General features: G+C 44.8%; 24 protein-coding genes and 1 pseudogene. 23 read left to right on the forward strand and 2 right to left on the reverse strand.

All coding sequences use genetic code 11. The features are described from left to right. Window positions 1-8 precede the first annotated feature (8 nt). The 20 genes and pseudogenes from JOC54_RS00305 to JOC54_RS00400 all read left to right on the forward strand — a co-directional run bounded on the left by JOC54_RS00305 (window position 9) and on the right by JOC54_RS00400 (window position 20,733). Window positions 9-1,292, forward strand: coding sequence for an ABC transporter substrate-binding protein (locus JOC54_RS00305; protein ID WP_204463546.1), 1,284 nt, complete (start codon window positions 9-11; stop codon window positions 1,290-1,292). 21 nt (window positions 1,293-1,313) lie between these two features. Beyond that, the gene (locus tag JOC54_RS00310; protein ID WP_204463547.1) at window positions 1,314-2,249 is read left to right on the forward strand and encodes a carbohydrate ABC transporter permease; all 936 of its coding nucleotides are present in this window, start codon (window positions 1,314-1,316) and stop codon (window positions 2,247-2,249) included. Next, a complete protein-coding gene (locus JOC54_RS00315; protein ID WP_204463548.1) occupies window positions 2,246-3,088 on the forward strand; it encodes a carbohydrate ABC transporter permease in 843 nt (280 codons plus the stop codon). Before JOC54_RS00310 ends, JOC54_RS00315 begins: the two co-directional genes overlap by 4 nt. Window positions 3,089-3,098: 10 nt before the next feature. Continuing rightward, a complete protein-coding gene (locus JOC54_RS00320; RefSeq protein ID WP_204463549.1) occupies window positions 3,099-3,722 on the forward strand; it encodes a YesL family protein in 624 nt (207 codons plus the stop codon). A 167-nt stretch (window positions 3,723-3,889) separates the two neighbouring features. Beyond that, complete coding sequence (gene arfA / locus JOC54_RS00325) at window positions 3,890-5,404, forward strand: arabinosylfuranosidase ArfA (protein WP_204463550.1); 1,515 nt, start codon at window positions 3,890-3,892, stop codon at window positions 5,402-5,404. Window positions 5,405-5,478: 74 nt separating this feature from the next. Beyond that, window positions 5,479-6,741 (forward strand): extracellular solute-binding protein, encoded by a 1,263-nt coding sequence (locus JOC54_RS00330; RefSeq protein WP_204463551.1) that lies wholly within the window; start codon window positions 5,479-5,481, stop codon window positions 6,739-6,741. Between the two features lie 32 nt (window positions 6,742-6,773). Then, window positions 6,774-7,655 (forward strand): carbohydrate ABC transporter permease, encoded by an 882-nt coding sequence (locus tag JOC54_RS00335; RefSeq protein WP_035441171.1) that lies wholly within the window; start codon window positions 6,774-6,776, stop codon window positions 7,653-7,655. After that, window positions 7,652-8,494, forward strand: a complete 843-nt coding sequence (locus JOC54_RS00340; RefSeq protein WP_204463552.1) for a carbohydrate ABC transporter permease — start codon at window positions 7,652-7,654, stop codon at window positions 8,492-8,494. Before JOC54_RS00335 ends, JOC54_RS00340 begins: the two co-directional genes overlap by 4 nt. Window positions 8,495-8,519: 25 nt before the next feature. Then, window positions 8,520-9,167: a YesL family protein gene (locus JOC54_RS00345; RefSeq protein ID WP_204463553.1), complete on the forward strand. Its 648-nt coding sequence runs from the start codon at window positions 8,520-8,522 to the stop codon at window positions 9,165-9,167. Next, window positions 9,164-10,621: an alpha-N-arabinofuranosidase gene (locus JOC54_RS00350; RefSeq protein ID WP_204463554.1), complete on the forward strand. Its 1,458-nt coding sequence runs from the start codon at window positions 9,164-9,166 to the stop codon at window positions 10,619-10,621. Before JOC54_RS00345 ends, JOC54_RS00350 begins: the two co-directional genes overlap by 4 nt. Next, entirely contained in the window at window positions 10,618-10,854 is a 237-nt protein-coding gene (locus JOC54_RS00355) for a DUF6171 family protein (RefSeq protein ID WP_275582656.1), read from the forward strand. Before JOC54_RS00350 ends, JOC54_RS00355 begins: the two co-directional genes overlap by 4 nt. A gap of 76 nt (window positions 10,855-10,930) precedes the next feature. Further along, on the forward strand, window positions 10,931-11,836 hold the full coding sequence (locus tag JOC54_RS00360) for an ArsR/SmtB family transcription factor (protein WP_204463555.1): 906 nt from the start codon (window positions 10,931-10,933) through the stop codon (window positions 11,834-11,836). Window positions 11,837-11,885: 49 nt separating this feature from the next. Further along, window positions 11,886-12,779, forward strand: coding sequence for an AraC family transcriptional regulator (locus JOC54_RS00365; RefSeq protein ID WP_204463556.1), 894 nt, complete (start codon window positions 11,886-11,888; stop codon window positions 12,777-12,779). Window positions 12,780-12,904: 125 nt separating this feature from the next. Beyond that, window positions 12,905-13,693, forward strand: a complete 789-nt coding sequence (locus tag JOC54_RS00370) for an HAD-IIA family hydrolase (protein WP_204463557.1) — start codon at window positions 12,905-12,907, stop codon at window positions 13,691-13,693. Further along, window positions 13,690-14,877, forward strand: a complete 1,188-nt coding sequence (locus JOC54_RS00375) for a sn-glycerol-1-phosphate dehydrogenase (RefSeq protein ID WP_204463558.1) — start codon at window positions 13,690-13,692, stop codon at window positions 14,875-14,877. Before JOC54_RS00370 ends, JOC54_RS00375 begins: the two co-directional genes overlap by 4 nt. Beyond that, window positions 14,846-15,553, forward strand: coding sequence for an L-ribulose-5-phosphate 4-epimerase (locus JOC54_RS00380; RefSeq protein WP_035417191.1), 708 nt, complete (start codon window positions 14,846-14,848; stop codon window positions 15,551-15,553). Before JOC54_RS00375 ends, JOC54_RS00380 begins: the two co-directional genes overlap by 32 nt. Next, a complete protein-coding gene (locus JOC54_RS00385; RefSeq protein WP_204463559.1) occupies window positions 15,546-17,234 on the forward strand; it encodes a ribulokinase in 1,689 nt (562 codons plus the stop codon). Before JOC54_RS00380 ends, JOC54_RS00385 begins: the two co-directional genes overlap by 8 nt. Next, window positions 17,227-18,699 (forward strand): L-arabinose isomerase, encoded by a 1,473-nt coding sequence (gene araA, locus JOC54_RS00390; RefSeq protein ID WP_204463560.1) that lies wholly within the window; start codon window positions 17,227-17,229, stop codon window positions 18,697-18,699. The genes JOC54_RS00385 and araA overlap by 8 nt, the downstream gene beginning before the upstream one ends. 21 nt (window positions 18,700-18,720) lie before the next feature. After that, a pseudogene (locus tag JOC54_RS00395) lies at window positions 18,721-20,221 on the forward strand (alpha-glucosidase/alpha-galactosidase). 317 nt (window positions 20,222-20,538) lie between these two features. Beyond that, entirely contained in the window at window positions 20,539-20,733 is a 195-nt protein-coding gene (locus JOC54_RS00400; protein WP_035417192.1) for a hypothetical protein, read from the forward strand. Window positions 20,734-20,856: 123 nt separating this feature from the next. On the opposite strand, the gene JOC54_RS00405 is transcribed toward JOC54_RS00400, so the two are convergent. Next, a complete protein-coding gene (locus JOC54_RS00405) occupies window positions 20,857-21,585 on the reverse strand; it encodes a class I SAM-dependent methyltransferase (RefSeq protein WP_035417193.1) in 729 nt (242 codons plus the stop codon). 149 nt (window positions 21,586-21,734) lie between these two features. Here JOC54_RS00405 and JOC54_RS00410 point away from each other — a divergent pair, with 149 nt between their 5' ends. Both JOC54_RS00410 and JOC54_RS00415 read left to right on the forward strand, forming a co-directional pair. Then, on the forward strand, window positions 21,735-21,929 hold the full coding sequence (locus tag JOC54_RS00410) for a hypothetical protein (protein ID WP_035417194.1): 195 nt from the start codon (window positions 21,735-21,737) through the stop codon (window positions 21,927-21,929). After that, entirely contained in the window at window positions 21,930-22,328 is a 399-nt protein-coding gene (locus JOC54_RS00415) for an NUDIX hydrolase (protein WP_035417196.1), read from the forward strand. It begins immediately after the preceding gene. A gap of 45 nt (window positions 22,329-22,373) precedes the next feature. Here JOC54_RS00415 and JOC54_RS00420 read toward each other — a convergent pair whose 3' ends face one another. Next, complete coding sequence (locus JOC54_RS00420) at window positions 22,374-23,717, reverse strand: YjiH family protein (RefSeq protein ID WP_204463561.1); 1,344 nt, start codon at window positions 23,715-23,717, stop codon at window positions 22,374-22,376. A 253-nt stretch (window positions 23,718-23,970) separates the two neighbouring features. Here JOC54_RS00420 and hutI point away from each other — a divergent pair, with 253 nt between their 5' ends. Then, window positions 23,971-25,278, forward strand: coding sequence for an imidazolonepropionase (gene hutI, locus JOC54_RS00425; RefSeq protein WP_204464407.1), 1,308 nt, complete (start codon window positions 23,971-23,973; stop codon window positions 25,276-25,278). The last annotated feature ends 83 nt before the right edge of the window (window positions 25,279-25,361 follow it).

Below are 25,361 nucleotides of genomic sequence, written 5' to 3' on the forward strand. Positions count from 1 at the left end.
AAAAAAAGATGAGAAAAAATCGAAATGGTGTACTTATTGCCGCGGCAGCCCTTTGTGTATTCGTGTTGGCGGGGTGTCAAACGGGAAGCTCGGGCACTGGTGGGAGTGATGAAGACGTCCTTCGCGTGGCTTGGTGGGGAGGGCAGGAAAGGCATACAATGACGATCGAAATGATTGAATTATTTGAAGATAAATACCCTGATATTCAAGTTGAGCCAGAGTACACGGCTTGGGATAACTATTGGGAGAGGTTGACTACTCAGGCGGCAGGAAGTAATTTACCTGATATTGTACAAATGGACAATAGCAAACTAAATGAATACATTTCTAGAAATCTTGTAAAAGACCTCACACCCTTCATTGAAGAAGGATCAATCGACTTAACACATGTCAATGATGCCTACCAAGATATGAACACAATTGACGATGCGGTATACGCTATTTCTCTTGGATCAAACGCCCTCGGAATGATTTACAATCAACAATTATTTGACGAGCATGGGGTTCAATTAGAGGAAGGATACACGTATGAAGATCTAAAAGACAAGATGCGTACCCTCGGTGAAGCTGTGGGAGATGAGTTTTATGGGTACGATCTCATTTCGGAGTTTGAGATGTTTTCTGTTTTCGCTAGACAGAATGGTGAGACTGTTTTTAATGAAGATGGTGATGGGTTAGGGTTTTCCGATGAGCATTTAATAGCGTTTTTCCAATTTTTAACGGAGATGCTTGATGAGGGATTATCACCGCCTCACGAAATCACCTTGGAGTATGTTGAAGGAGGCGATTCACCAATTGCGGATGGCTTAACAGGTATGGGGCTAATAGCGAGTAACCAAATTATTGGGCAACAAGCGTTAACAGAAGAGGAGCTCTCGTTAAGTCCCCTGCCAGCGCTTGTTGATGGAGTGGAAGGGAATTGGATTCGACCGAGTATGTCTTTTTCTGTAACTGAGCATACGGATCAAGCAGAAAACGCTGCGTTGTTTATTGATTTTGTTACAAATGATCCTGAAGCAAATGAAATACTTCAAGCAGAGCGAGGTGTTCCAATCTCATCAGAAATTCGTGCTCACTTAGAAGGGAAAGTATCAGAAGAAGTTGAGAAAACATTTGAGTACCTTGAGTATATGGCTGAGAATGCGGCTCCAGCAGATCCACTGCCTCCACCGGGTGAGAGTGAAGTTCGTGGCTCGTTTATCCGAATTGTTGAAGCGGTGAAATACGGACAGACATCACCAGAAGAAGCAGCAGCGCAATTCAGAAGTGAAGCTGAAGCTATTCTCAACTAGATTGGAGGGGAGGAGACTAAGATGAAACCTACGCAAACGATGCTGAACCCAACTCTGAAACTTAAATCGACAAAAGGATCTTTTCGGAAAGATCTAACGGCTTATCTCATTATTTCACCTTGGCTACTTGGTTTTTTCGGTCTAGTCATTGGCCCGATGATTGCTTCTCTCTATTTTTCTTTTACCAATTATGACATGCTTTCATCTGCTAGTTGGGTTGGGCTTGAAAACTATAAAAACGTTCTATTAAATGATCCGAGATTTATCCAATCCTTAAAAGTGACGTTGATTTTCGTCTTTGTTTCAACGCCTTTAAAACTCGTTTTTGCACTGTTACTAGCGATGCTGTTTAACACCGGACGCAAAGGAACAGGGTTGTTTACGACGATCTATTACATTCCCTCTATTATTGGAGGGAGTGTTGCAATCGCCGTTGTCTGGCGGCAGCTTTTTGGGCGAGAAGGAGCAATCAACACGCTTTTTGCCTCCGTCGGGTTAGACGGGATCAATTGGCTTGGTAATCCTACCTATGCCTTAACCATTTTAATCATTTTAGTTGTCTGGCAGTTTGGTTCTCCTCTAATAATTTTTTTAGCGGGTCTCAGACAAATACCAGTCGAGCTGTATGAGGCGGCAAGTGTGGATGGTGCCTCTTCGTTTACTCGGTTTTTTCGGATCACGCTGCCAATGTTGACGCCCGTTATTTTTTTCAATCTAATTATGCAGACGATTGGGGCGTTTATGACGTTTACACAAGCCTTTCTCATTACAAAAGGCGGACCAATGGACGGTACAAACTTTTATGCGTTGTATTTGTATGAAATGGCATTTGAATACTTGCGAATGGGCTATGCATCAGCGATGGCTTGGATTTTGTTATTAATTATTGGTGTTATTACGCTGATATTGTTTGCGACGTCAAAATACTGGGTGCATTATGAGGGGGGAGACAAATGAAGAAACGGACCATTCGGGCGGATATTATTTACTATGTCTTTGTTGTCTTGTTTGCGTTTGTGATGCTGTACCCGATCTTGTGGATGCTGGCAAGCTCGCTTAAGCCCCAGACAGAAATCTTTAGCAATGCAGCTTCGCTCTGGCCAAGTGAATGGAAGTGGGAGAATTACCTTATCGGTTGGCAAGGGTTTGGACGGACTGGTTTTGACGTTTATTTTCGCAATTCTGCTTTTGTAACGACGTTTGTTGTGATCGGCGCCATTTTATCGTCGAGCATTGTTGCCTATGGGTTTGCCCGGCTACAATTTCGCTTTAAAAAGCTTCTATTTGCCTGTTTAATTGCGACGGTCATGCTGCCCGTGCAGATCACATTAATCCCACAATACATCTTGTTTCACAACATTGGCTGGGTTAACACATTTTACCCATTAATTGTGCCTGCTTTTCTAGGGGGGACGCCGTTCTTTATTTTTTTATTGATCCAATTTATACGCGGGATACCGCGAGAGCTGGATGAGGCGGCCATTATTGATGGATGCTCAACGTTTGGGATTTTTTGGCGTATCATTTTACCGTTAATCAAACCAGCGCTTGTAACGGTAGCGATCTTTGCGTTTATGTGGTCGTGGGACGATTTTTTGGCGCCGCTAATCTATTTAAACAGTGCTGATATTCAAACGATCTCTCTCGGGTTACGCAACTTTATGGATGCTGAGTCAGGGACGTCATGGGGGCCACTGCTTGCGATGTCCTCGTTATCGCTGCTTCCTCAGTTCATCATCTTCTTATTTTTTCAGAAATACCTAGTAGAGGGCATTGCAACAACAGGATTAAAATAGGAGGGGCGTCATGAGAACTGGATCACTAGTTGAAGGATTATTAAAAGGGTGTGAGAGATTTGCCAATCTGGCCTATTTAAATCTCCTGTGGTGCGCATTCACCCTGCTTGGGCTTGGGATATTCGGAGTGAGTCCGGCAACGATAGCCGTCATTCGTCTCTTGCGCAAACAAAAACAGGAGCCGATGAATGAGGGGGCAATGCTAAAGGAGTTCGCTCGAGTTTATCGAGACCATTTTATACAATCGAACAAACTCGGTCTGCTCCTACTTGTTTTATGCCTCAGTCTAGTTGGTAGCGGAATTATTATGATAGAAACGAATGCTCCCTTGCTAATAAAAAGCATGCTAGTGTTCTCGTTAACTGGTTTTGCAATGATTGTTTTGCTGACCATGCCTCAGTATGAGCGTCAGCAAACAGGACCGGTGGGAACAATGAAAATAGCGTTATGGCTCGGTTTATCCCATCTTCCTCAGATGTTCCTGTTATCTATGTTGTTTTTATTAATTGCTTGTGTATTTGCTGCGTTCCCGGTAGTCATGTTTTTCTTTTTTGCAAGTGTTCCATTGGCACTTGTTGTGGCATTCCATGATCGATTTAGAAAAAAATACGAAGAATACGTACAGGCAGAATAAGCGAGAAGCGTGCAGGTATCAAGCATGCTTCTTTTTAGTTTGCAAGATAAATAGTGAGAAAAATGAAATAGAAACAGTTGACTGAATAATCACACCAACGTATAATCCCCTATAAGTAATAAATATATTCTTTATTAATAAAAAAGTTAACTATAAGGAGGATGTTTATGGGAGCGGTACAGAAAGCTAAAATGACGATTGATCCATCATTTGTCATTGGAGAGATTGATCCACGAATCTATGGCTCGTTTATCGAACATTTAGGTCGAGCTGTATATGGTGGTGTTTATGAACCGGATCATGCTAGCGCCACAAAGGAAGGCTTCCGTCAGGATGTCTTAGATTTGGTTAAAGAATTACAAGTACCTATTGTGAGGTATCCCGGTGGGAATATGGTTTCTGGCTACAATTGGGAGGACGGCGTTGGTCCGCTTGCAGATCGTCCGAAAAAGCTCGAACTTGCTTGGCGTGTACTTGAACCGAATTATGTCGGGACGAACGAATTTGCCGAGTGGGCCAAACAAGCAAATGCCGAGGTAATGATGGCGGTAAATCTTGGAACAAGAGGCGTTGATGCGGCACGTAATTTAGTTGAATATTGCAATCTTCCTGAAGGGAGTTATTACAGTGATCTCCGGGTTAGCCACGGGTATAAGCAACCCCACGCAATTAAAACATGGTGCTTAGGAAATGAAATGGATGGTCCATGGCAAATTGGTCATAAAACAGCAGAAGAGTATGGGCGACTTGCAAACGAAACAGCGAAAGCGATGAGGCTGGTTGACCCATCCATTGAGTTGGTTGCCTGTGGTAGCTCAAATATTGAGATGCCGACATTTCCGGAGTGGGAAGCGACGACGCTTGCGTACACGTACGAGGAGGTAGACTATATTTCCCTCCATCAGTATTACGGCAATCCAGCTGATGACTCTGCCAGTTACCTAGCGAAAACGCTCGATATGGATCGCTTTATTGAAACGGTTATTGCGACCTGTGACTATATTAAAGCGAAAAAGCGGAGCAAAAAAACAATGTATCTTAGCTTTGATGAATGGAATGTCTGGTATCATTCACGCGAAGCAGACAGCAAGATGGCCCCTTGGTCAGTCGCGCCGCCGCAGCTGGAAGATGTTTATAATTTTGAAGATGCATTATTGGTCGGATCGATATTAATGAGCTTCCTCAAGCGCGCGGACCGCGTGAAGATGGCTTGTCTTGCTCAGCTTGTTAATGTCATCGCGCCAATCATGACGGAAAACGGTGGACCGGCATGGCGTCAAACGATTTTTTATCCATACATGCATGTGTCTGTATTTGGAAGAGGCGTGTCGCTACAGCCGGTTGTACAGACTCCTCGTTACGATACAAAAGCGTACACAGATGTACCCCAGCTTGATACGGCCGTTGTGTATAACGAAGAAAACGAGCAGCTAACGATTTTTGGTTTAAATCGTCATTTGGAAGATTCCCTTGAAGTATCGGTCGATGTGCGCGGGTTTGAATCCTATCAGATTAAGGAGCATATTGTTCTTGAAAACAATGATTTAAAAGCGATTAATACGAAAGGCAATGAACAAGTGAAGCCGCACACGAACGGAAATGCCAAAGTCGATCAAGGAAAGGTAACAGCTCATTTTTCTGCAGCTTCGTGGCATGTGATTCGTCTAGAAAAAAGAGGATAATAAGCAGCACGTTCGCATTTCTTTATTTGTAAGCGCTATCTTTTTCTAAATGCTGAAGAAAAGGGGTCGTTTCAATGAAGCATTCCAAGTACTTGATCGTTGCGGCATGTACGGTTGTGCTCTTGAGCGGATGTTCACGCTCGGCAGACACAATGGCAGATGGAAGAATGAAGCTTGATTACTGGGTGTTCTTGTCCGGTGGAGATTTATCTTATATGGAAGCAATTGTTGATGAGTATAACAGCAGTCAAGATGAGGTTTACATTGATATGATTTTACAGGATTGGGATGATTATTACACCAAGATTGTCACAAGCGTGGCGGCTGAACGTGGTCCGGATATTGGCATTTCTCATGCCGCTTCGTTGCCACAGTTAATGAACCAGGGGCTGTTGCAGCCGGTTGAAGAGATGATGACGGGGGCAGGACTGGATTTCAATAACTTTCCTGAAAATATTCGTGATGCGGTTGAAGTAGACGATGAGCTATATGCGGTTCCGATCGATACTCATCCATTTATTCTCTATATCAACACAGATTTAGCGGAAGAAGCAGGCTTGTTAGATGAGCAAGGCCTTCCAGAAATTGAGGCAACACCAACGGGATTACTGGATTATTTCACAGAAGCAAAAGAAGCGCTGCCTGACAAGACGCCGCTAGCCATTTCAACGGGTGGTGTTGATACGTATCGATGGTGGTGGACAGTCTATTTTCAAATGGGCGGAACACCGATTTTCTCCGATGACTTGCGCGAGCCAGAAATTACGTTAGACCGGGACATTGCGATTGCGGCAGCCGAGTACATTCACAATTTTTTTGGTGATGTGATTCCGATGCATATTGGCGACTTTTATGAAACATTTCAGGCTGGAAATGCTGTTGGGATGATGACAGGTGTCTGGGCAACGGGTATCTGGGAAGCGGCTGATCTAAATTTTACGGCAATGCCGATTCCTCAATCATTTGACGTAGAAGCGGCACAAGGTGACTCCCATACATTAATTGTTCCCATTAAGGAAGAACAATCTTCTGAACGGAAGGAAGCGATTGCTGAATTTATTGCGTTCGTTAGCGATGAAGGGGCTGAATGGGCGAAGGCAGGTCATATACCCGCTAGAACCGATGTTGTAGAATCACCGGAGTTTCAGGATCAACCGTTCCGGGCAGATTACGCTGAAGTGGCGTCTAAGGTCGTATTTACAAACAAAACGATCTATCAAAACCCAGCCGAAACGGACATGATTCGTGCGCTGGATGAAATTATGAGCAATCGCCTGACACCGGAGGCTGGAATCGATCAGATGCTAAAGGCTCTTGCTGTAACGACCAGACAATAAGCTGTAGCAAGTACCGCTAAGGAGGGCATGAAATGAAAAAGTTAACGTGGAAAGACGATCTCCGTCCCGTTCCGTTTTTGCTTGCTTTCTTTGTTGCTTATGTGCTTTTTACGATTTATCCCATCTTTAAAGGGATGCAGATGAGCTTCTTTAATTGGACGTTGATTGAACAGCAAGAGTTTATTGGGCTGACCCATTACATCAATGTGTTAAGTGATCCGAATTTCTGGGAAGCATTTGGCAACACCTCATTATTCGTTCTGTTATCAACACCAACGATGGTTATCCTTGCTTTGGTATTGGCTTTAATGGCGAATTTGAATACGCGCCTGCAAACCTTTTTTCGTGGCTCCTTCTTTATTCCGAGCATTTTGAGCGTATCGGTCATCTCGTTTGTGGCGATTTTTATGCTTCAGCCGTATACCGGAGTTGTTAACAATCTCTTACAGGCGCTCGGACTTAATGCTGAGCCGTTCTGGCTGGCAACGCCTTCTCTTGCTTGGGTCAGTATTATTGCCGTCACGCTTTGGTGGACAGTCGGTTTTAATATGATTTTATTTTTAACGGCGCTCCAAGGAATACCAGATGAACTGTATGAAGCAGCTGAAGTCGACGGGGCCACCAGACAGCAGATGTTTTGGCAAATTACGCTGCCGCAGCTGCTCCCAATCGGGCGCTTAATTTTACTACTCCAAGTTCTTGCTTCATTTAAAGTTTTTGCACAAATTCTCTTGATTACCGATGGGGGACCTGGGACAACAACAAGACCCATCATTTTGTATATCTATGAGATGGGCTTCCAGCGCTATGATTTAGGGTATGCAGCGGCGATGTCTTATCTACTGTTTATGGTGCTGTTGGTGCTGTCTGTTATTCAATTGCGCTTAGGTGGAAAAGAGGGGAGAATGCTATGAGCCAGACTGCACTTACATCAAAACGAGATCCGTTTCGCTGGTTGAAGGTTTCCATCGCTTTTCTGTCTGCTATTGCCTTCTTATTTCCAATCGTCTGGATGTTTTTTGTCTCAATGAAGCCAGAGGGAACGGCAGCAAGCTCGGCCATTGATTGGTTTTTGCCACCTTATACGTTCAGCAACTACATCAACATCATTGCCGGGAGCGATGTGTTTTTATGGATTTGGAATAGCTTTTTTGTGGGCGCGGTGACGACCTTGCTGACGCTTGTGTTGACATCAATGGCAGCATTTGCGTTTTCAAAAATGCGCTTTCGCTATCGAAAAGCACTTTACTTATTCTTTTTAGCCGGATTAATGGTACCGGGAGAAGCAATGATTATTCCGCTTTATGAAATTGTGGGATCAATGGGTCTGCTGGATACGTATGCCGGCTTAATTCTTCCGGGAATCGCAGCGCCGCTTGGCGTCATCATCTTAAAGAGCTTCTTTGATGGGGTTCCAAACGAGCTAATTGAGAGCGCTAGACTAGATGGCTGCAGTGACTTTCGCTTGTACTGGAGTATTGTCCTGCCCCTTGCAAAAGCTGCGGTGGCGGCGGTAGGAATCTTAACCTTTATCGGTTCATGGAATAACTTTCTCTGGCCGTATTTAGCGATTATATCGGAATCACTTTATACACTGCCGGTCGGTATACCGATGTTCAACTCAAATTATTCAGAGACATATATTTTGCCAATGACCGTTAATGCGATTGCGTCACTGCCTGTGATCATTGCTTTCCTCTTCTTTGAAAAGCAAATCGTAAAAGGGGTAAGTTTTTCAGGAATTAAAGGGTGAGATCCTAATGAAAGGATGATGGTTGATGGAGACTGCTGGTATAAGAGGAATTGCCTTGCGACTATGCGACTGGATTGTACGCTTAGCCTATGTAAACGGGCTCTGGCTTGGTTTTTCTTTACTAGGTGGAGTGGTTTTAGGATTTTTTCCAGCACTACGAGCCATGTTTGTTGTCATGAAAAAGTGGTGCATGAATGAGGATGATTTTTCTCTTGTTCCTTTGTTCTATAAAGAATGGAAGCGCTCTTTTTGGCAGGCGAATAAACTCGGCTACACCGTTCTAAGCGTAGGCACTGTTCTCGTTCTCGATTACGTCATCGTGATGGAGCTAGCGTTTACCGGTTCTCAAGCAGTCGCGGCATTTCTTGTCTTATGTCTTGTACTGTATGCGTTAATGCTTTTGTTTATCGGCCCTGCGCTGGTGCACTTTTCACACCGCTCGATCTATCCCTTTCTAAAGAGCGTCATGCTTTATTCCGTTGCGTCGCTGCCGTATGCGCTTCTAATGGGACTTTTTCTAAGTGTAGCCACAGTCTTATTCCTTATGGTTCCACCCGCAGCAGTTTGCTTTGGCGGGAGTTTGTTTGCTTGGATTACAACGAGTGTAAGTTTACGCGCATTTGCACGAACAAATCAATTAGTCGATACGACGAAAGAGGCGGAAACAATATGACAAATCAAGTACGAGCAACGGTCTATGCAAACAAAGCAGGGGCCGAGATTAATCCGGCCATTTATGGTCATTTTGCCGAACATCTAGGACGATGTATTTATGAGGGGATTTGGGTGGGGGAAGACTCGCCCATTGCCAATAAAAAGGGGTTGCGATTGGATGTTTTAACAGCTCTGAAAGAATTACAAATACCGGTTTTACGCTGGCCAGGAGGCTGTTTTGCTGACGAGTACCATTGGAAAGATGGCATTGGTCCTCGTGAGAAAAGAAAGAAAATGGTTAATACCCATTGGGGCGGTACTGTTGAAACGAATCAGTTTGGTACGCATGAATTTATGTTGCTATGTGAAGAGATTGGCGCAGCTCCATACATTAATGGAAATGTTGGCAGTGGCGAAGTCCTTGAGATGCAGGAATGGGTTGAATACTTAACTGCTTCAGAGGGGAGCCCGATGGCAGACGAGCGGGCACAAAATGGTCGTGCTGAACCGTGGGAGTTACCATACTTCGGTGTCGGCAATGAGAGTTGGGGCTGTGGTGGCAATATGCGCCCTGAGTATTATGCTGATTTATATCGACGTTATCAAACGTACGTAAGAAAATACGGGGACAAACCAATTTACAAAATTGCCTGTGGTGCCAATGTGGACGATTACAATTGGACAGAAGTATTAATGAAACAGGCGTTGAATTATATGGATGGGCTGACTTTACACTACTATACGGTGCCTGGTACATGGCAGAAAAAAGGGGCAGCTACAGGGTTTAGTGAGCAGGAATGGGATGAGACGATTCAGAAAGCGCTCCATATGGATGAATTAATTACGAAACATAGCGCGATCATGGACGAATATGATCCGGAAAAACGAGTCGGTTTAATCGTAGACGAGTGGGGCACTTGGTACGATGTTGAACCAGGAACAAACCCGGGCTTCTTATTCCAACAAAACAGCATTCGCGATGCACTTGTCGCAGGCATTACCTTAAATATTTTCAATCAACATGCAGACCGCGTGCATATGGCAAATTTGGCACAAACGATAAATGTGCTTCAGTCGATTGTTTTGACAGAGGGCGATAAAATGCTCAAGACACCAACCTACCATGTGTTTGAGCTTTACAAAGTGCATCAAGGCGGAAGGGCATTGCCGATTGAGATAAAAGACGAGAGGCTACATTTATCGGCATCGACTGATCAATCGGGAAGGACACATATTAGCGTCTGCAATCTCTCTCAAGCTGAATCTGTGCCACTAGAACTAGCCTTTGATGGGGGAGGAGCTTCAGATCGCTGGCAGGCTTCAATTGTCGCTGGAGATGAGCGAGATGCTCATAATACATTTGATCAGCCCAATCGAGTCAGTCCAGTAGCGTTTACAGACTTCAAGCAGCAAAACAATCAGCTAAGTGCAGATTTACCACCGATGTCCGTTGCCGTTTTTTCACGCATATGAGCTGTTATAGATGTCTTCCACAAATGGAAGAACGCGAGATCCAGCAGCTGATTGCTGAGCAATTAGCACTTGAAACCGATCAAGTAAGCGAAGGAGAAGCCGCGAGTCGGTTAGCTGTATGTGAGAGCTGTGACCATTTAATTGACGCACATACATGCGGTTTATGCGGATGTTACATTCATTTTCGAATCCGATTAGCATCTAAAACCTGTCCGGCAAACAAGGGCTGGTAATGTTCGAAGGTTGTTGCGTCACGGTCCGTTCATTATACTAAGGCTAATAAGCAGATTTTAGAAAATGGGTGGAGAAATGGAATTAGAGTTAGATTTAACAGAACAGTCTTTGCCTGTATACGAAGCGCTCGCAAGCCGAGTCCGCTTAAATGTGCTGCAGTTGTTGGCGGAACGGGCGATGAATATTCGTGAACTTGCTGAGTCGCAGCAGGTGAGCAGCGCGATCATGACAAAGCATGTGCAAAAATTAGAGAAAGCAGGACTGATTCAAACCGAGCAGGTGCGGGGAAGAGCAGGAATGCAGAAAGTATGTAAACTTCGGGTGAAACAAGCTGAGATTACCTTCCCAGATACCGGCACCTCTGTCCATCCTTATCATGAAAGTCATGTATCAGTCGGGCATTTTACTGATTTTCAAGTGGAGCCAACATGTGGACTTGCGACTGTGGAATCAATAATTGGAGAGTTTGACGAGCCAAGGTATTTTCTTGATCCAATGCGAGTAAATGCACAAATCTTATGGTTTTATAAAGGATTTGTTGAATACAAGCTGTCCAATTTCATGCACTCGGGAGAGAAGCCGAAAGAACTGCAAATATCATTGGAACTCTCATCGGAGGCGCCTTTTACAAATGACAACTGGCCGTCGGATATTTCATTTAGTTTAAATGGAACAGCGCTTGGTCAGTGGAGAAGTCCCGGAGATTTTGGCGACCAGCCGGGCAGGTATACGCCAGCGTGGTGGCCGCGGACAATTAATCAATATGGGTTATTAAAAGTCATTCGTATAACCGAGACAGGGACGTTTATTGATGGCAAACAGCTCTCGAATGTGACGATTCATGATGTCCATATCCGAAACAAAGTCTGGACTTTTAAAGTGGCAGTTGAAGAAGGTGAAAAAATAGGTGGAGTAACCTTATTTGGCTCTTCATTTGGAAACTACAATCAAGACATGATCTTCCGTTTGTATTACGAATAACCGTGTAGCTGGGGGCTTATTGCTCCCACCTACACCGAAAGGAGAACAGATGAGTCTTTACAATAACCAACTTAGGAGCGAGCCTCATTTTCCCGTGGTCAAATTTTATTATTATAAAGAGTGGCGTCAGTTCGAAATGAAGCCCCATGCCCATGAGGCAATTGAGTTCATGCATGTGCTATCTGGCAGTTGTAAAGTTGAAACGAACACGGAATCCTACCAGTTAAAAAAAGGTCAAATTATTTTCTTAGATGCACATACGAGCCATCGACTTATTGTGACCGAAAAATGTAGAATGTTTAATCTCGAAATATCTTTTCAAAAGGGTCGAACCGCCTTTCCACCGTTCTGTGAATTATACAAAGAAAACGAGGCATTACGTTTAATGATGACAAACAAGAAACCGCATTTGCTTCTTCATGATTCTGATGATACATATCAATGTTTACGGAGACTGATAATGGAAGTCGACAAGAAGAGCAAACAAACCGACTTTATGGTACAGCTGTTACTCAGTGAGTATCTGATTCGTGTTGCGGGTTTGGCAGAAATTGAATACAGAGAAACGGATCAACAGTATACAAGCAGGGTCATATCGTATATCCATCAAAATTATGATAGAGAAGTTCGCGTGGCTGAGATTGCTGATGCCGTTCATTTACACCCCGGTTACCTCCAACGTGTGTTCAAAGTTTCGACAGGGACGTCCATTCATGAATTCCTCGTTTTATATCGAATGAAGAAAGCAAAAGCAATGCTGGCTGAAACGGACATCAGCATTACAGATATTCCCCATTATATTGGCATGAATTCTCAACAATATTTCAGCACGACATTCAAAAAATATGTGCAGTGTACCCCAAGTGCATACCGAAAAAGGCATCAATTTAATGAAGCGCTCAGAAGAAAAAGTGAGGATATTAAACATTTATCAGAAAGATAAGTTCGATTATTGAAAGCGCTTTTATGAGGTCGGGGGTATGATGAAACCACTTAAACCACCAACTGAGCAGTAATTTGAAGTGATGAAACTAGATGTGCCACAGAGATAAGAGGTGAGGATTCCAAATGCTCAAAGATATAGAAGCTGTCCTGTTTGATATCGACGGAACCATTTTTCAAGGGGATCGTTTGATAGAGGGAGCGAAGGAGACGATTGATGCACTTCAGGCTAAAGGGATCAACATTGCTTATGTGAGCAATCGTGGAAATGTCTCGCAGCAGGAAGGCTGTAACAAGCTCAGGCTTCACGGAATTAAAGCAGATCCAGCCTCCCTTATTTTATCTTCAACGGTCACTGCTTTCTTCATAAAAAAACATTATCCACAAGCAGCCGTTTGGATTCTCGGAAACAAAGGGTTAGGAGAAGAAATGCCCCGTCATGGTGTGCTCCTTGCCAAGAAACCGGAAGAAGCTGATTTTGTTGTCATCACGCTCCATGATGAAATTACCTACAGTGAACTAAATGACGCCTTTAAAGCGACATCAATGGGCGCACGGTTAATCGCGACGAACGCCGATAAAACCTACCCGAACGAAGATGGTGCAGCTATTGATGTAGCAGGATTTATCGGAGCGATTGAAGCTGCAACGGGGCGCAAGACAGAATTGGTTATTGGCAAACCATCTTGCTTTATGGCAGAAGCGGCGCTCAGCTATTTACAAACATCCCCGGCAAGCTGCCTTATTGTTGGCGATAGCTTGGAATCGGATATCGGACTTGGCCGAATGCAGGGGATGAAAACAGCCCTCGTATTAACGGGAAATGCTAGTAAAGGGGAAGCAGAGAGCCTTCCAGCAAGAAGGCGTCCTGACTTTATTCTCTCCAGTATCGCAGAGCTAAGGAGGTACGTATGAATTTACAGTTCTTGCAAGAACGAATCAATCAATCCGGTGAAAAGTTAAATCCATTACCACTCGAAACCATTGTTGTGGAAAAAGAGGCGTTTAAGAAAGCAGCAGCATTTATTGCGCATCGTGCTAAACGAAGGGTCTTACTCGTTGCTGATACGTTTACGTATGCAGCCGCGGGAAAGCAACTGATCGATTTGCTCCTGACGGAAAAAGTTTTGCCCGATGTTCATCTCGTAAAGCCGAACAAAAACGGCGATGTACTCGCGGATGAGGTCTCATTAGTCGATCTCTTTCTGAGCCTAAAAGAAGATACGGACCTGCTTGTCGCTGTTGGCTCAGGTACTATCCATGATCTTGTTCGCTTTATAAGCGGGAAGAGCGGTAAGCCATTCGTGTCCATTCCTACTGCTCCATCGGTGGATGGCTTTACATCGCTCGGTGCACCGATTGTGGTGAGAGGAGAAAAAAAGACGTATCAACTCGTTGCGCCAATGGCGTTGTTTGCCGATACTGCCGTGTTGCAACAGGCGCCAACGGCCTTAGTTGCCGCAGGCTTCGGAGATATGATTGGCAAGTATACTTCGCTATTAGACTGGCGCATTGGCTCGATTGTAAAGAACGAACCGTATTCTCCGTTGGTAGCCGAATTAACAAGGGAGGCGCTGGACGGTTGTGTTGATCACGTTGACGAAATTGCAGCAAAAACCGAAGAAGGTGTTCAGCGGTTAATGGAGGCTCTATTGTTGTCTGGACTAGCGATGGCGCTATTCGGCTATTCACATCCAGCCTCTGGAGCAGAGCATCATCTGTCCCATTATTGGGAAATGAAGGCGCTGGAGAAAGAAGAGAAGCAACTGCTACATGGTGCCAAAGTCGGCCGCTCAACCTTGGTGATTACCCAATTTTATAAAGAAACGATCGTACCGGAACTGCCTGAGTTAATGGGAGTGGAACATATTCAGCAGGTTCGCCAACGGATTGAAGAATTGCCGAGCGTGGAGTTTATTCAATCACAGCTTGAACGGGTAGGCTGGACGAAAGAGCTGGTACCCATTCCAAAGAGTCTGATTGAGCAGAGCTTAAGAGAAGCTCATCTATTAAGAGATCGTTACACACTCTTACGCTTGTACAACGATTACAAGGGAGGAAGAAGCGATGCTTACCGAACTAAAACAGCAAGTCTATAATGCGAATATGGCTTTACCGGAGCACGGACTCGTTACGATGACATGGGGAAATGCGAGCGGTATTGACAGAAGTCAAAATATTGTTGCGATTAAGCCGAGTGGACTTGATTACGCAGAAATGAGTCCAGACGATATGGTGCTCGTCTCGCTTGAGGGAGAAATCGTGGAAGGATCGCTTCGCCCATCGTCTGATCTGCAAACACATCTTGTATTATACCGCGCTTTTGCTGATATTGGTGGGATTGTTCACACGCATTCAACTTGGGCGACAGGCTGGGCTCAAGCGGGAAAAGCGATTCCTGCATTTGGTACGACACATGCCGATTATTTTTACGGCGACATTCCGTGCACGAGAGAGATGACCGAAACGGAAATTCGCGGCAGCTATGAACAGGAAACGGGACATGTAATCGCAGAAACGTTTGAGCTAGGAAATCCGATGCAGATGCCGGCTGTGCTTGTTCATGGTCACGCGCCGTTTACGTGGGGGCGCTCTCCACAAGAAGCCGTTTATCATGCAGTTGTCTTGGAAGAGGTAGCGAAAATGGCTTCCAATACAGTTGGCTTAAATCCTCAAGCAGCAGGAATTTCTCAAACATTACTGGATCGTCACTATTTGCGCAAGCATGGAGAACACGCCTATTACGGTCAGAGAGGAAGTGATCGGGATGATTAAGCACTATACAATTGGAATCGATTATGGAACTGAATCAGGCAGAGCCGTGCTTGTTGATTTAGCAAACGGAGAAGAAGTAGCCGAGCATGTAACGCCTTATATACATGGCGTGATCGATCAGCATTTGCCTGCAGGAGGAGTCGTACTGGAGCGAGAATGGGCGCTTCAGCACCCGCGTGATTATATCGATGTTCTTGAACAATCTGTTCCAGCAGTGCTGAAGGAGGCGGGGGTTGATCCAAGTCAGGTCATTGGCATTGGCATTGATTTTACTGCCTGTACAATGCTCCCGGTTGATGAAGATGGTGAACCGCTTTGTTTTCAAGCAGGCTTTGCAAACCGCCCTCATGCGTGGGTGAAATTATGGAAGCATCATGCAGCACAGGATGAGGCAGATGAGATCAATCGAATTGGTGCAGAACGTGAAGAAGCCTTTCTTCAACGTTATGGGGGTAAGTATTCATCAGAATGGATGATGGCAAAGATATGGCAAGTCTTTAACGAGGACCGGGACATGTTTGACGAAGCGGATGCTTTTCTCGAAGGGACGGACTGGGTAACCGCCCAGCTGACAGGAACAATTGTGCGAAACAGCTGCACCGCTGGTTATAAAGCGATGTGGCATAAGCAGGACGGTTATCCTGATGACGCTTTTTTTGAAGCGTTGCATCCAGATTTAAGGCGCTTAACAGCAACAAAATTACGTGGTGAGATTCGAGCTCCAGGCGAGGCTGCTGGTAGCTTAACGAAAGAAATGGCCGAGCGAACCGGGCTCTTGCCAGGCATCGCTGTCGCTGTTGGCAATGTGGACGCCCATGTTTCCGTACCGGCGACAGGGGTGGTCACTCCAGGTAAGCTCGTCATGGCGATGGGGACGTCAATCTGTCATCTCGTTCTTGCAGAAGAAGAAAAAGAAGTGGAAGGCATGTGTGGCGTGGTTGAAGACGGGATTGTCCCCGGCTACTACGGCTATGAAGCCGGTCAATCAGCGGTCGGCGATATTTTTGCCTGGTTTATGGAGCATGGCCTAACGTCGGATTTGGTTGATGAGGCGAAGCAAAAAAATAGACCGATTCATGCCTTGCTTGAAGAGAAAGCGGCAGCCTATCAACCAGGTGAAACCGGTTTGCTCGCATTAGATTGGTGGAACGGCAACCGTTCAACATTGGTTGATACAAACTTATCAGGAATCATTATCGGAATGACGCTGCAAACCAAATCAGAAGAAATTTACCGGACGTTGCTAGAGGCCACCGCGTTTGGAACAAAGAAAATTGTTGAAGCGTTTACGAAAGCCGGTGTTGAGGTAAATGAGCTGGTCGCCTGTGGTGGTTTACCGCAGAAAAACAACTTGTTGATGCAGATTTTTGCCGACGTCACGAATTTGGAAATTAAAGTGGCAGCATCGAAACAAACGCCAGCGTTAGGCGCGGCGATGTATGCCAGCGTCGCAGCAGGTGAAGCGGCGGGCGGTTACTCGACGATTTTTGCAGCGGCAGAAAAGATGGCGCGTGTACAGGAAAAGTCCTACAAGCCTAACGCAGAACGGGCGCAAGTCTATGAAGAAATTTACAAGGAATACAGCAAGCTTCATGATTATTTTGGTCGAGGAGAGAACGATGTCATGAAGACTTTACGAAGTGTACGAGACAAAGCAAAGGGAGGGACTGTTCTTGCTTAACAACAAAACGGCACAATACTGGTTTATTGCTGGGAGTCAACCCTTATATGGGCAGAACGCAATTGATCAAGTCGCAGCTCATTCAGAAGAGATTGTTAAAGGTTTAAATGAATTATTACCTGAACCGCTTATCTTGAAGCCGGTCGCAACTTCGCCAGAGCGAATTACTTCGCTGTTAAGGGAAGCGAGTATGGATGAAAGCTGTGCAGGCATTATTACGTGGATGCATACGTTTTCCCCCGCGAAAATGTGGATTGCTGGATTAAAGGAACTAACGAAGCCGATGCTTCACCTTCACACCCAATACAACCGTGAGATTCCGTGGTCAACGATTGATATGGATTTCATGAACTTGAACCAGTCTGCGCATGGTGACCGTGAATTTGGGTTTATGGTTTCACGAATGGGGATTGAACGAAAAGTAATGGCAGGACATTGGCAGGACCCAGCTCTTGCAAAACGAATGAGCGACTGGATGAGCACGGTCCGCGCCTACCAAGAAAGCAAGCAATTAAAGGTCGCCCGCTTCGGCGACAATATGCGAGAAGTTGCGGTAACAGAAGGAGATAAAGTTGAGGCGCAAATTAAGCTAGGCTGGTCGGTTTCAGGCTATGGGATTGGTGACTTAGTCGAGACGATTGCTTCGGTACAAGACAAAGATGTCGCTGCACTAATGGAGGAGTATCGCAGCCTTTACACGTTTCATCCTGATGCGGATGCTAACTCAATTGAAGAACAGGCCAAAATAGAGCTAGGGCTTGAAGCCTTTCTTCAACAAGGAGATTACCGCGCCTTTACAACGACATTTGAAGATTTGCATGGGATGAGCCAGCTACCAGGACTAGCAGCGCAGCGTCTGATGGCGAAAGGCTATGGTTTTGCTGGAGAAGGCGATTGGAAAACAGCCGCATTTCTGCGAGTGCTTAAAGTGATGGCGGGCAACGTCGGAACGTCCTTTATGGAGGATTACACCAATCATTTAGAAAAAGGTAACGAACTGATTTTAGGCTCACATATGCTAGAAGTTTGCCCGACAATTGCAGCAGAAAAACCAACGATTGTAGTAGCTCCTCTGTCAATGGGCGACAAAGCCGATCCGGCAAGACTTGTTTTTAAAGGAAAGTCTGGACGGGCGCTTAACGCAGCAATTATGGATGTTGGTTCACGCTTTCGGATTGTCGCAAACGAAGTCGATGCGGTGGAGAATAAGCAGGATATGCCCCAGCTCCCTGTAGCAAGTGTCTTGTGGAAACCGCTTCCTTCGTTTTCAGAAGCAACAGAAGCATGGATCTATGCTGGTGGAGCACATCACACGGTGTTGTCATACGAGGTTACGAAAGAGCAGCTCGCTGACTGGTCGAGTTTAATGGGCTTAGAATGTCTTGTGATTGGGGAAGAGTCGAGCGCAGCGCAAATACGAAAGGAATTGTTTTGGAATGAGCAGGCTTATTCAAGCAAGCGTTAATGCGTAGAAACGAGGTCGAGTATGTCATTCAAAGTTGCCTTTATCGGAGCGGGAAGTATCGGATTTACTAGAACACTGTTGCGGGATTTGCTCTCCGTCCCAGAATTCAACGCGATCGAAATTGCCTTCACTGACATCAATGCGGAGAACCTACAGATGGTAACAGACCTTTGTCAGCGGGATTTGAAAGGAAACGGCTTAGACATTGAAATAAGAGCCACGCTTGATCGCAGAGAGGCACTGACGGATGCTCGCTACATCTTTTCCGTTGTGCGAATAGGTGGTCTTGAAGCTTTTGAACAAGACATATCGATTCCGTTAAACTATGGAATTGACCAGTGCGTCGGCGATACGCTAAGTGCAGGTGGAATTATGTACGGGCAAAGAGGCATTCAGGAAATGCTGGCCATTTGCAAAGACATCCGCGAAGTAGCAGAACAAGACTGCCTCTTGCTGAATTATGCCAATCCGATGGCAATGCTAACGTGGGCTTGTCAAACATACGGAGGAGTAAATACCGTTGGCCTTTGTCATGGTGTACAGGGTGGGCATAGGCAGATCGCCAATGTGTTTGATTTAGACAAAAAAAGAGGTGGATATTGTCTGTGCTGGAATTAACCACCAGACGTGGTACATTCAAATTAAACATAAAGGAAAGGATTTAACAACTTCGCTGCTTGCGGCATTTGAACAACACCCTGAATACCAACAAACGGAAAAAGTTAGAATTGATATGCTCAAGCGGTTTGGCTACTACAGCACCGAATCCAACGGTCATCTAAGTGAATATGTCCCGTGGTATCGCAAACGAATGGACGAAATCATTGATTGGATTGATTTAGGAACATGGATTAATGGAGAAACAGGCGGGTACTTACGCGTCTGTACAGAGGGGCGAAATTGGTTTAAAGAGGATTTCCCAAACTGGATGAAGGAACCGGTCCGTGATTATGCGAATGAGGGGCGAGGCGAAGAACACGGCTCTTATATTATTGAAGCGCTTGAAACAGGGCGCATATACCGTGGTCATTTTAACCGGATTAACAAGGGTGTCATTACCAACCTCCCTGATGACTGCGTGATCGAAGCGCCTGGCTATGTTGATCGGAATGGCATCAATATGCCAATTGTTGGTGATTTGCCCCTCGGCTGCGCTGCCGTGTGCAGCGCAAGCATTCAGGTTCAGCGCTTAGCCGTCAATGCTGCTGTAACAGGAGATGATCAGCTATTGCGGCAAGCATTTATGATGGACCCGCTAACAGGAGCCGTCTGTACACCACCGGAAATTTGGCAGCTTGTTGATGATCTATTAATTGCCCAAGAGAAATGGCTCCCTCAATACGAGGATAGTATTGCAGCAGCAAAACAGAGACAGGAGACCGAGCCTAGAATTGAAACGAGGAGAACAACCGGAGCGACCAGATTTACCCCAAAAACAATTGACGAATTAAAAGAAAACCGGGCAGAGGCAGTTAAAAATGCACAGGCAGCTGATAAGGCGGTCGATCGGCCGGCGAGATAAATGGATGGAACGGAATGCTTAGTTGGAGTAATGTCATGGAAAGTGATGTTGCTTCTTTTTTGTGATTATTTTTAAATCATTCTTGCAAGATTGAGCTTGTTTTAATCAATTTACCGTTAAACCCGCAAAAACCTTCTATGTTTCCTTACTAAAGCTGAGAGAAGATAAGCAGAATAATGATTTCATCTGTGTAGAAAACGGCTATCTTTTAAAACAGCGGGATACGTACGTGACACGTCATTAACTGTTTTACTATGATAATGGTTAATTAATCCAATGCAAGTATGATAAGATAAACAAAAAAAGGAGGTGCTCTTTTGATTAGAGGATTGAAACTTGTCGTTCTAGTAGGAATGGTGCTCACTTTAGTATTTTTGATCCTATCAATGATAACGGGCTTAGGGGAAAATATCAGGCATGAAGTAACTCAATATTCCATTCTAATCTTTGGAATCGCGTATGTAATACTGGATCTATTCTCTAAGAGCAAAGAGAATGGGACCGTTAGATAGTAGTTTCCAAGACAATCTGTGAAGGCAAGTAAGTAGAATACATAGTTAATTCCTGTAAGAAATTTACTGCCCTTTGTTAAACTAGTAGGGGGCGAAGAGTGCAACGAGATTGTATACTCCAGATTAACGACACTCCCCCTCTCCTCCAACTCCTCTCCGCACAATATACGTCAAAGCCTTCGTTTTGAGCAAAACGTCCTCTTTCCCACGGGTAATCGTATATTCGAGTGGCTTCACCTGATGTGTCAGCAGCTCCCAGCCATCGTAATGAGCAGAAAGCATGTTGGTCATCTCGCTTGTCCCCATGTTTACTTCGATGAATGCGTCTCTTTTCTCCTTCGTCTGGAGCTCAATCTCTTCGACCTCTGTATTGATAATGAGTGCATTTATCCCGCCTGTCTTTGTTCCTGAAGCCATTCGGTCTATCAATTGAGTCAGAACATCTTCAGATTCAACATGCTCCAAGCTGGAAACGGCCATGATAAAGTCAAATTGATTGGTAGCAATTGAATACTGACCGACGTCTTCTTTTTGAGCGCAAATAAGTGCATCAACGTCATATTGCTTGCTATAAGCAACTAGTTGCTCCAAAGCGGAATCGAGCAAGTCAACACATACGACCGTTCCGCCAGAATCCTTCATTTTCTGTGCAATCGGTATGCTGTTTCGACCGACTCCTGCTCCTAAGTCAAGCACGTGCAGAGGTTGATCTTTTGGGAGCAAAGAGAACGCCTGCATGACGGATGCGACAGGCTTGTGCAGCCAGGAACCGGGTTCAAATAAAGTCTGTGTTGTGTAACAGCGATCGTGATACAGTTTTTCTGCTTGGCGAATGATATCTACTTTACTCAATCGTATCCCCTTTTCTAACAAAGCAAATCGTTTTCCTTAAGTTTACAAGAGTAATAGAGGAAAAAGAAAGTGTAATTGTTGAAATAATGGCTAAATCGCTTCTTTATCTGGGTATAGAACAGAGAGACTTTGTAAAAAGGAGTGAGTGGATGCGGAATGTGTTTGTTGTCATTGGTGCTTTATTAGGTGGCGCGTTCTTCGGTTACGTCGTTATTATGCTGTTTTCCGACATCATGAATTTTCCTCATGCGATGGGACCAGCGGTGTTAGGCGGTATGATTATTGGATTGTTAATGGTCGTTTTAGCTAAATTAAATCAGTTACTGCAAGTAAAAGGTGATTAAATGCAGTTTACGATATCATCCGCATGTCTTGTCTTAAATGAACAAAAAGAGATGTTGTTAAAGAAAGATCCTGTTCGCGGCTGGGAGATTCCAGGTGGTCTGGTAGAAGCGAATGAAACGTTTAAAGAAGCGGCGGTGAGAGAAGTGTATGAAGAGACAGGGATTGAGATCGTCATCGGCTCATTCTGCGGCATTTCTCAAGAAGTAAACAAGGGAGCTTGTCATATGTGGTGGTTAGGTCAAGCAGTTGGAGGACAGCTTACGACGAGTGCAGAAAGTGAAGCGGTTGGTTTTTTCTCTTATCAACAAGCAGTAACGTTAATTAGCAATGAATCGTTTAAAAAAGAGCTGAGGGCTTGCTATCAGAAAGAAATGCATCCTTTTGCCTTATTTTTATAGGAAAAAATGAGCCCTCTAAAACAGCTAGAAGGGCTCTGACTCCAGTTAAAACAACAAAAAAGCAATCGGTGTAACGAGGATCAGCGTAAGCACAACGCGGATAAACCAAACAATGACCATCTTGCCAATGCTGAGCTTGATGTCTGTTGCGAGAATGCATGGAATGACCGCTGAGAAAAACAGGACGGAAGAGACAGACATAACGGCTATGATGAAACGGGTCACGATATCTGCTTCAACAACGAGCAGGGCTGGCAAAAAGATCTCCGAAATCGAGATGGCCGCAGCTTTGGCTGCAAGCATGGGATCTGGTAGTTGCAAAAGGGCCGTAAGTGGATAAAACAAATACCCGGCGAAGTCAAACACAGGTGTATAGGTGGCGAGCACAAGACCGAGCAAGCCAATCGACATAATCGTCGGCAAGATGCTCATCGTCATGACTAACCCTTCTTTTAAACTTTTAAACGCTTCTTTAAAGAAAGATCGGTTTGTTGCGGCTGTATCAATCGCTTCATTCCAAGCTTTTTTCATGCGTGTAGAGAATCCGAGTTTTTGCAATGCTTCTTTCTGTGGTTCTGAACCGGGATAGTAATCGTCTTTCATAGTGCTCAAAGGCCAAATACGGGCAGTGATTGCCGTCACGGCAAAGGTGACGATAAACGATACGATAAAATACGTTGTCCAAATCGACATTAAGTCAAGCGTGTTGGCAATGACGACCATAAAGGTAACCGAGACGGTTGAAAAGCCTGTCGCAATGATGGAAGCTTCTCGAAATGAATAGATTCCTTGTTTGTATAAGGAATTCGTGACGAGCAGGCCAACGGAATAACTACCAACAAAGGAAGCGATTGCGTCAAGCGACGAGCGACCGGGTGTTTTAAAAATAGGACGCATAATCGGTTCCATCATATTTCCGAGAAATTCAAGCAAGCCATAGCCGATTAAAACAGTCAGGAAGAGCGCACCAATCGGAACGAGCAGACTGACTGGGGTAATGAGAGAGTTGAGTAAAAACGGCCCCATATCAGGAGCGAACAGCCAGGCTGGGCCAATCCCGAATAAGATCAGCGCTCCGCTTATAAATCCAAGTATTTTGAAAATAGATAAGACAAGATCGGTCGCTGATTTGTTCCATTTCTTTGTATAAAAGGGGTAGACCGCCCCGAGCAGAAGGATGATAAAGATGTAGACATACACAGCCGATTCTGCTTGACGGAAGAGCGTAACAAAGTGGTCGAGGGGAATCGAGCTTCTGTCGGAAATCGTAATAGGGACGAAGAACATGAAAATACCAAATAAACTAAAAAAAAGAAATTTAGCCATTGCTAACGTTGCGTTTTTCTTCGGTCCTTTCGTTTGATTGATGGGTGTGTCTTCCTGGTTCATGATAGCTTCCTCCTCTTTTAAAAAGAATGCGCTGCAAAGCTTTCTAGTAGTATACGAAAAAAAATGAACCGAAAAATAGTTCAAATTTTACAGGGTTTGTAGACAAAAAAGGTTTCTAATTAAATGGAAATGTCGCTTTTCAGGTAGACGAATCGTAGATCTGTATAGGAAATCGTAAAAATGTGCTGTAACGATGGTGGAAGATTTACGGTATCGTACAATTATAGACAAAGACGGAAAGGAAGTTGTTTATATGGCGCAACAAGCAATGATTATCCGACATGCAAAACAAGTGCTTACAAGTCAAACAAAGGTCCCGCTAACAGGAAACGAGATGGAAGATGGATTACTTGTTATCGAAAACGGAGCTGTGTGGATTGAGGAAGGTCGCATTGTCATGGTCGGACCAGATACAGATGTGTGGAACGCTTATGAAGCAAGTGGCAAGAATGGGGCCAAGGTCATTGATGCTTCGAATCAAATCGTGACTCCGGGTCTTGTTGATCCCCATACTCATATTGTGTTTGCTGGTAGTCGCGAGGAAGAATTCGAAATGCGGCTTCAGGGCGCTGCCTACATGGATATTATGAATGCAGGTGGTGGGATTCACAGCACGACCCGTTCAACAGCGGCAGCAACGGAAGCAGAGTTGGAAACAGCAGCAAGAGAGCGCTTAGATGAATTTCTACGCCACGGGGTAACTACAATTGAAGCGAAAAGCGGCTATGGTTTAACGCTTGAAAATGAAAGGAAGCAGCTGCGCGTTGCCAAGACATTAGATGAGAGCCATCCAATTGACATCGTCTCCACGTTTATGGGTGCTCATGCGATTCCGCTTGAATACAAAGAGAACACAGATGAATTTGTCCGAATCATAATTGAAGAAATGATTCCAGTTGTCGCAAAGGAAGGATTGGCTGTCTTTAATGATGTGTTCTGTGAAAAAGGTGTGTTTACGCCTGAACAGTCAAAGAGAATTTTAGAAGCAGGTAAGCAATACGGCTTGGTTCCAAAAATTCATGCCGATGAAATCGTCTCATATGGTGGGGCTGAGTTAGCCGCAGAAGTAGGAGCGATCTCTGCCGATCACCTCTTGCAAATATCGGATGAAGGCATCGAGCAAATGGCGAAAGCCGGTGTTATTGGCGTGCTTCTCCCAGCAACGGCCTTCTTTTTAATGGAGCCAGCTGCCAAAGCCCGCAAAATGATTGAGCGAGGTGTAGCTGTTGCTTTATCAACAGACCGCAATCCCGGCTCAAGTCCAACAGAGTCGATGCCGTTTGTGATGAACCTTGCTTGTTTAACAATGGGGATGACGCCAAAAGAAGTTATAAGTGCAGCGACAATTAATGCTGCCTTTGCGATTGGTCAGGCAGAGGATGTCGGTAGTTTGGAGGCCGGTAAAAAAGCTGACGTCATCTTATGGAACGCGCCAAATTACACGTACTTGCAGTATCATGTTGGAGTGAACATGGTTGACACGGTCATAAAAAATGGCGAGATCGTTGTTGGTAACCGTATTGTTATTCAAACTGAATCATTCACAGTAAGCGAAAAATAATCCACCTATTCAATAAAATCGCTCCTCGATCGGTTAGCGGGGAGCGATTTATACTAGTGGTCAGAACCAATAAGACGCAATGA

The sequence above is a fragment of the Shouchella xiaoxiensis genome (assembly GCF_016907895.1).
GTDB lineage: Bacteria > Bacillota > Bacilli > Bacillales > Bacillaceae_D > Shouchella > Shouchella xiaoxiensis.

What these genes read in the sequence shown, in the direction of transcription:
- JOC54_RS00305 (WP_204463546.1), top strand. Translation starts at nt 9, where the DNA reads ATGAGAAAAAATCGAAATGGTGTACTTATTGCCGCGGCAGCCCTTTGT.
- JOC54_RS00310 (WP_204463547.1), top strand. Translation starts at nt 1,314, where the DNA reads ATGAAACCTACGCAAACGATGCTGAACCCAACTCTGAAACTTAAATCG.
- JOC54_RS00315 (WP_204463548.1), top strand. Translation starts at nt 2,246, where the DNA reads ATGAAGAAACGGACCATTCGGGCGGATATTATTTACTATGTCTTTGTT.
- JOC54_RS00320 (WP_204463549.1), top strand. Translation starts at nt 3,099, where the DNA reads ATGAGAACTGGATCACTAGTTGAAGGATTATTAAAAGGGTGTGAGAGA.
- arfA (WP_204463550.1), top strand. Translation starts at nt 3,890, where the DNA reads ATGGGAGCGGTACAGAAAGCTAAAATGACGATTGATCCATCATTTGTC.
- JOC54_RS00330 (WP_204463551.1), top strand. Translation starts at nt 5,479, where the DNA reads ATGAAGCATTCCAAGTACTTGATCGTTGCGGCATGTACGGTTGTGCTC.
- JOC54_RS00335 (WP_035441171.1), top strand. Translation starts at nt 6,774, where the DNA reads ATGAAAAAGTTAACGTGGAAAGACGATCTCCGTCCCGTTCCGTTTTTG.
- JOC54_RS00340 (WP_204463552.1), top strand. Translation starts at nt 7,652, where the DNA reads ATGAGCCAGACTGCACTTACATCAAAACGAGATCCGTTTCGCTGGTTG.
- JOC54_RS00345 (WP_204463553.1), top strand. Translation starts at nt 8,520, where the DNA reads ATGGAGACTGCTGGTATAAGAGGAATTGCCTTGCGACTATGCGACTGG.
- JOC54_RS00350 (WP_204463554.1), top strand. Translation starts at nt 9,164, where the DNA reads ATGACAAATCAAGTACGAGCAACGGTCTATGCAAACAAAGCAGGGGCC.
- JOC54_RS00355 (WP_275582656.1), top strand. Translation starts at nt 10,618, where the DNA reads ATGAGCTGTTATAGATGTCTTCCACAAATGGAAGAACGCGAGATCCAG.
- JOC54_RS00360 (WP_204463555.1), top strand. Translation starts at nt 10,931, where the DNA reads ATGGAATTAGAGTTAGATTTAACAGAACAGTCTTTGCCTGTATACGAA.
- JOC54_RS00365 (WP_204463556.1), top strand. Translation starts at nt 11,886, where the DNA reads ATGAGTCTTTACAATAACCAACTTAGGAGCGAGCCTCATTTTCCCGTG.
- JOC54_RS00370 (WP_204463557.1), top strand. Translation starts at nt 12,905, where the DNA reads ATGCTCAAAGATATAGAAGCTGTCCTGTTTGATATCGACGGAACCATT.
- JOC54_RS00375 (WP_204463558.1), top strand. Translation starts at nt 13,690, where the DNA reads ATGAATTTACAGTTCTTGCAAGAACGAATCAATCAATCCGGTGAAAAG.
- JOC54_RS00380 (WP_035417191.1), top strand. Translation starts at nt 14,846, where the DNA reads ATGCTTACCGAACTAAAACAGCAAGTCTATAATGCGAATATGGCTTTA.
- JOC54_RS00385 (WP_204463559.1), top strand. Translation starts at nt 15,546, where the DNA reads ATGATTAAGCACTATACAATTGGAATCGATTATGGAACTGAATCAGGC.
- JOC54_RS00410 (WP_035417194.1), top strand. Translation starts at nt 21,735, where the DNA reads ATGCGGAATGTGTTTGTTGTCATTGGTGCTTTATTAGGTGGCGCGTTC.
- JOC54_RS00415 (WP_035417196.1), top strand. Translation starts at nt 21,930, where the DNA reads ATGCAGTTTACGATATCATCCGCATGTCTTGTCTTAAATGAACAAAAA.
- JOC54_RS00420 (WP_204463561.1), bottom strand. Translation starts at nt 23,717, where the DNA reads ATGAACCAGGAAGACACACCCATCAATCAAACGAAAGGACCGAAGAAA.
- hutI (WP_204464407.1), top strand. Translation starts at nt 23,971, where the DNA reads ATGGCGCAACAAGCAATGATTATCCGACATGCAAAACAAGTGCTTACA.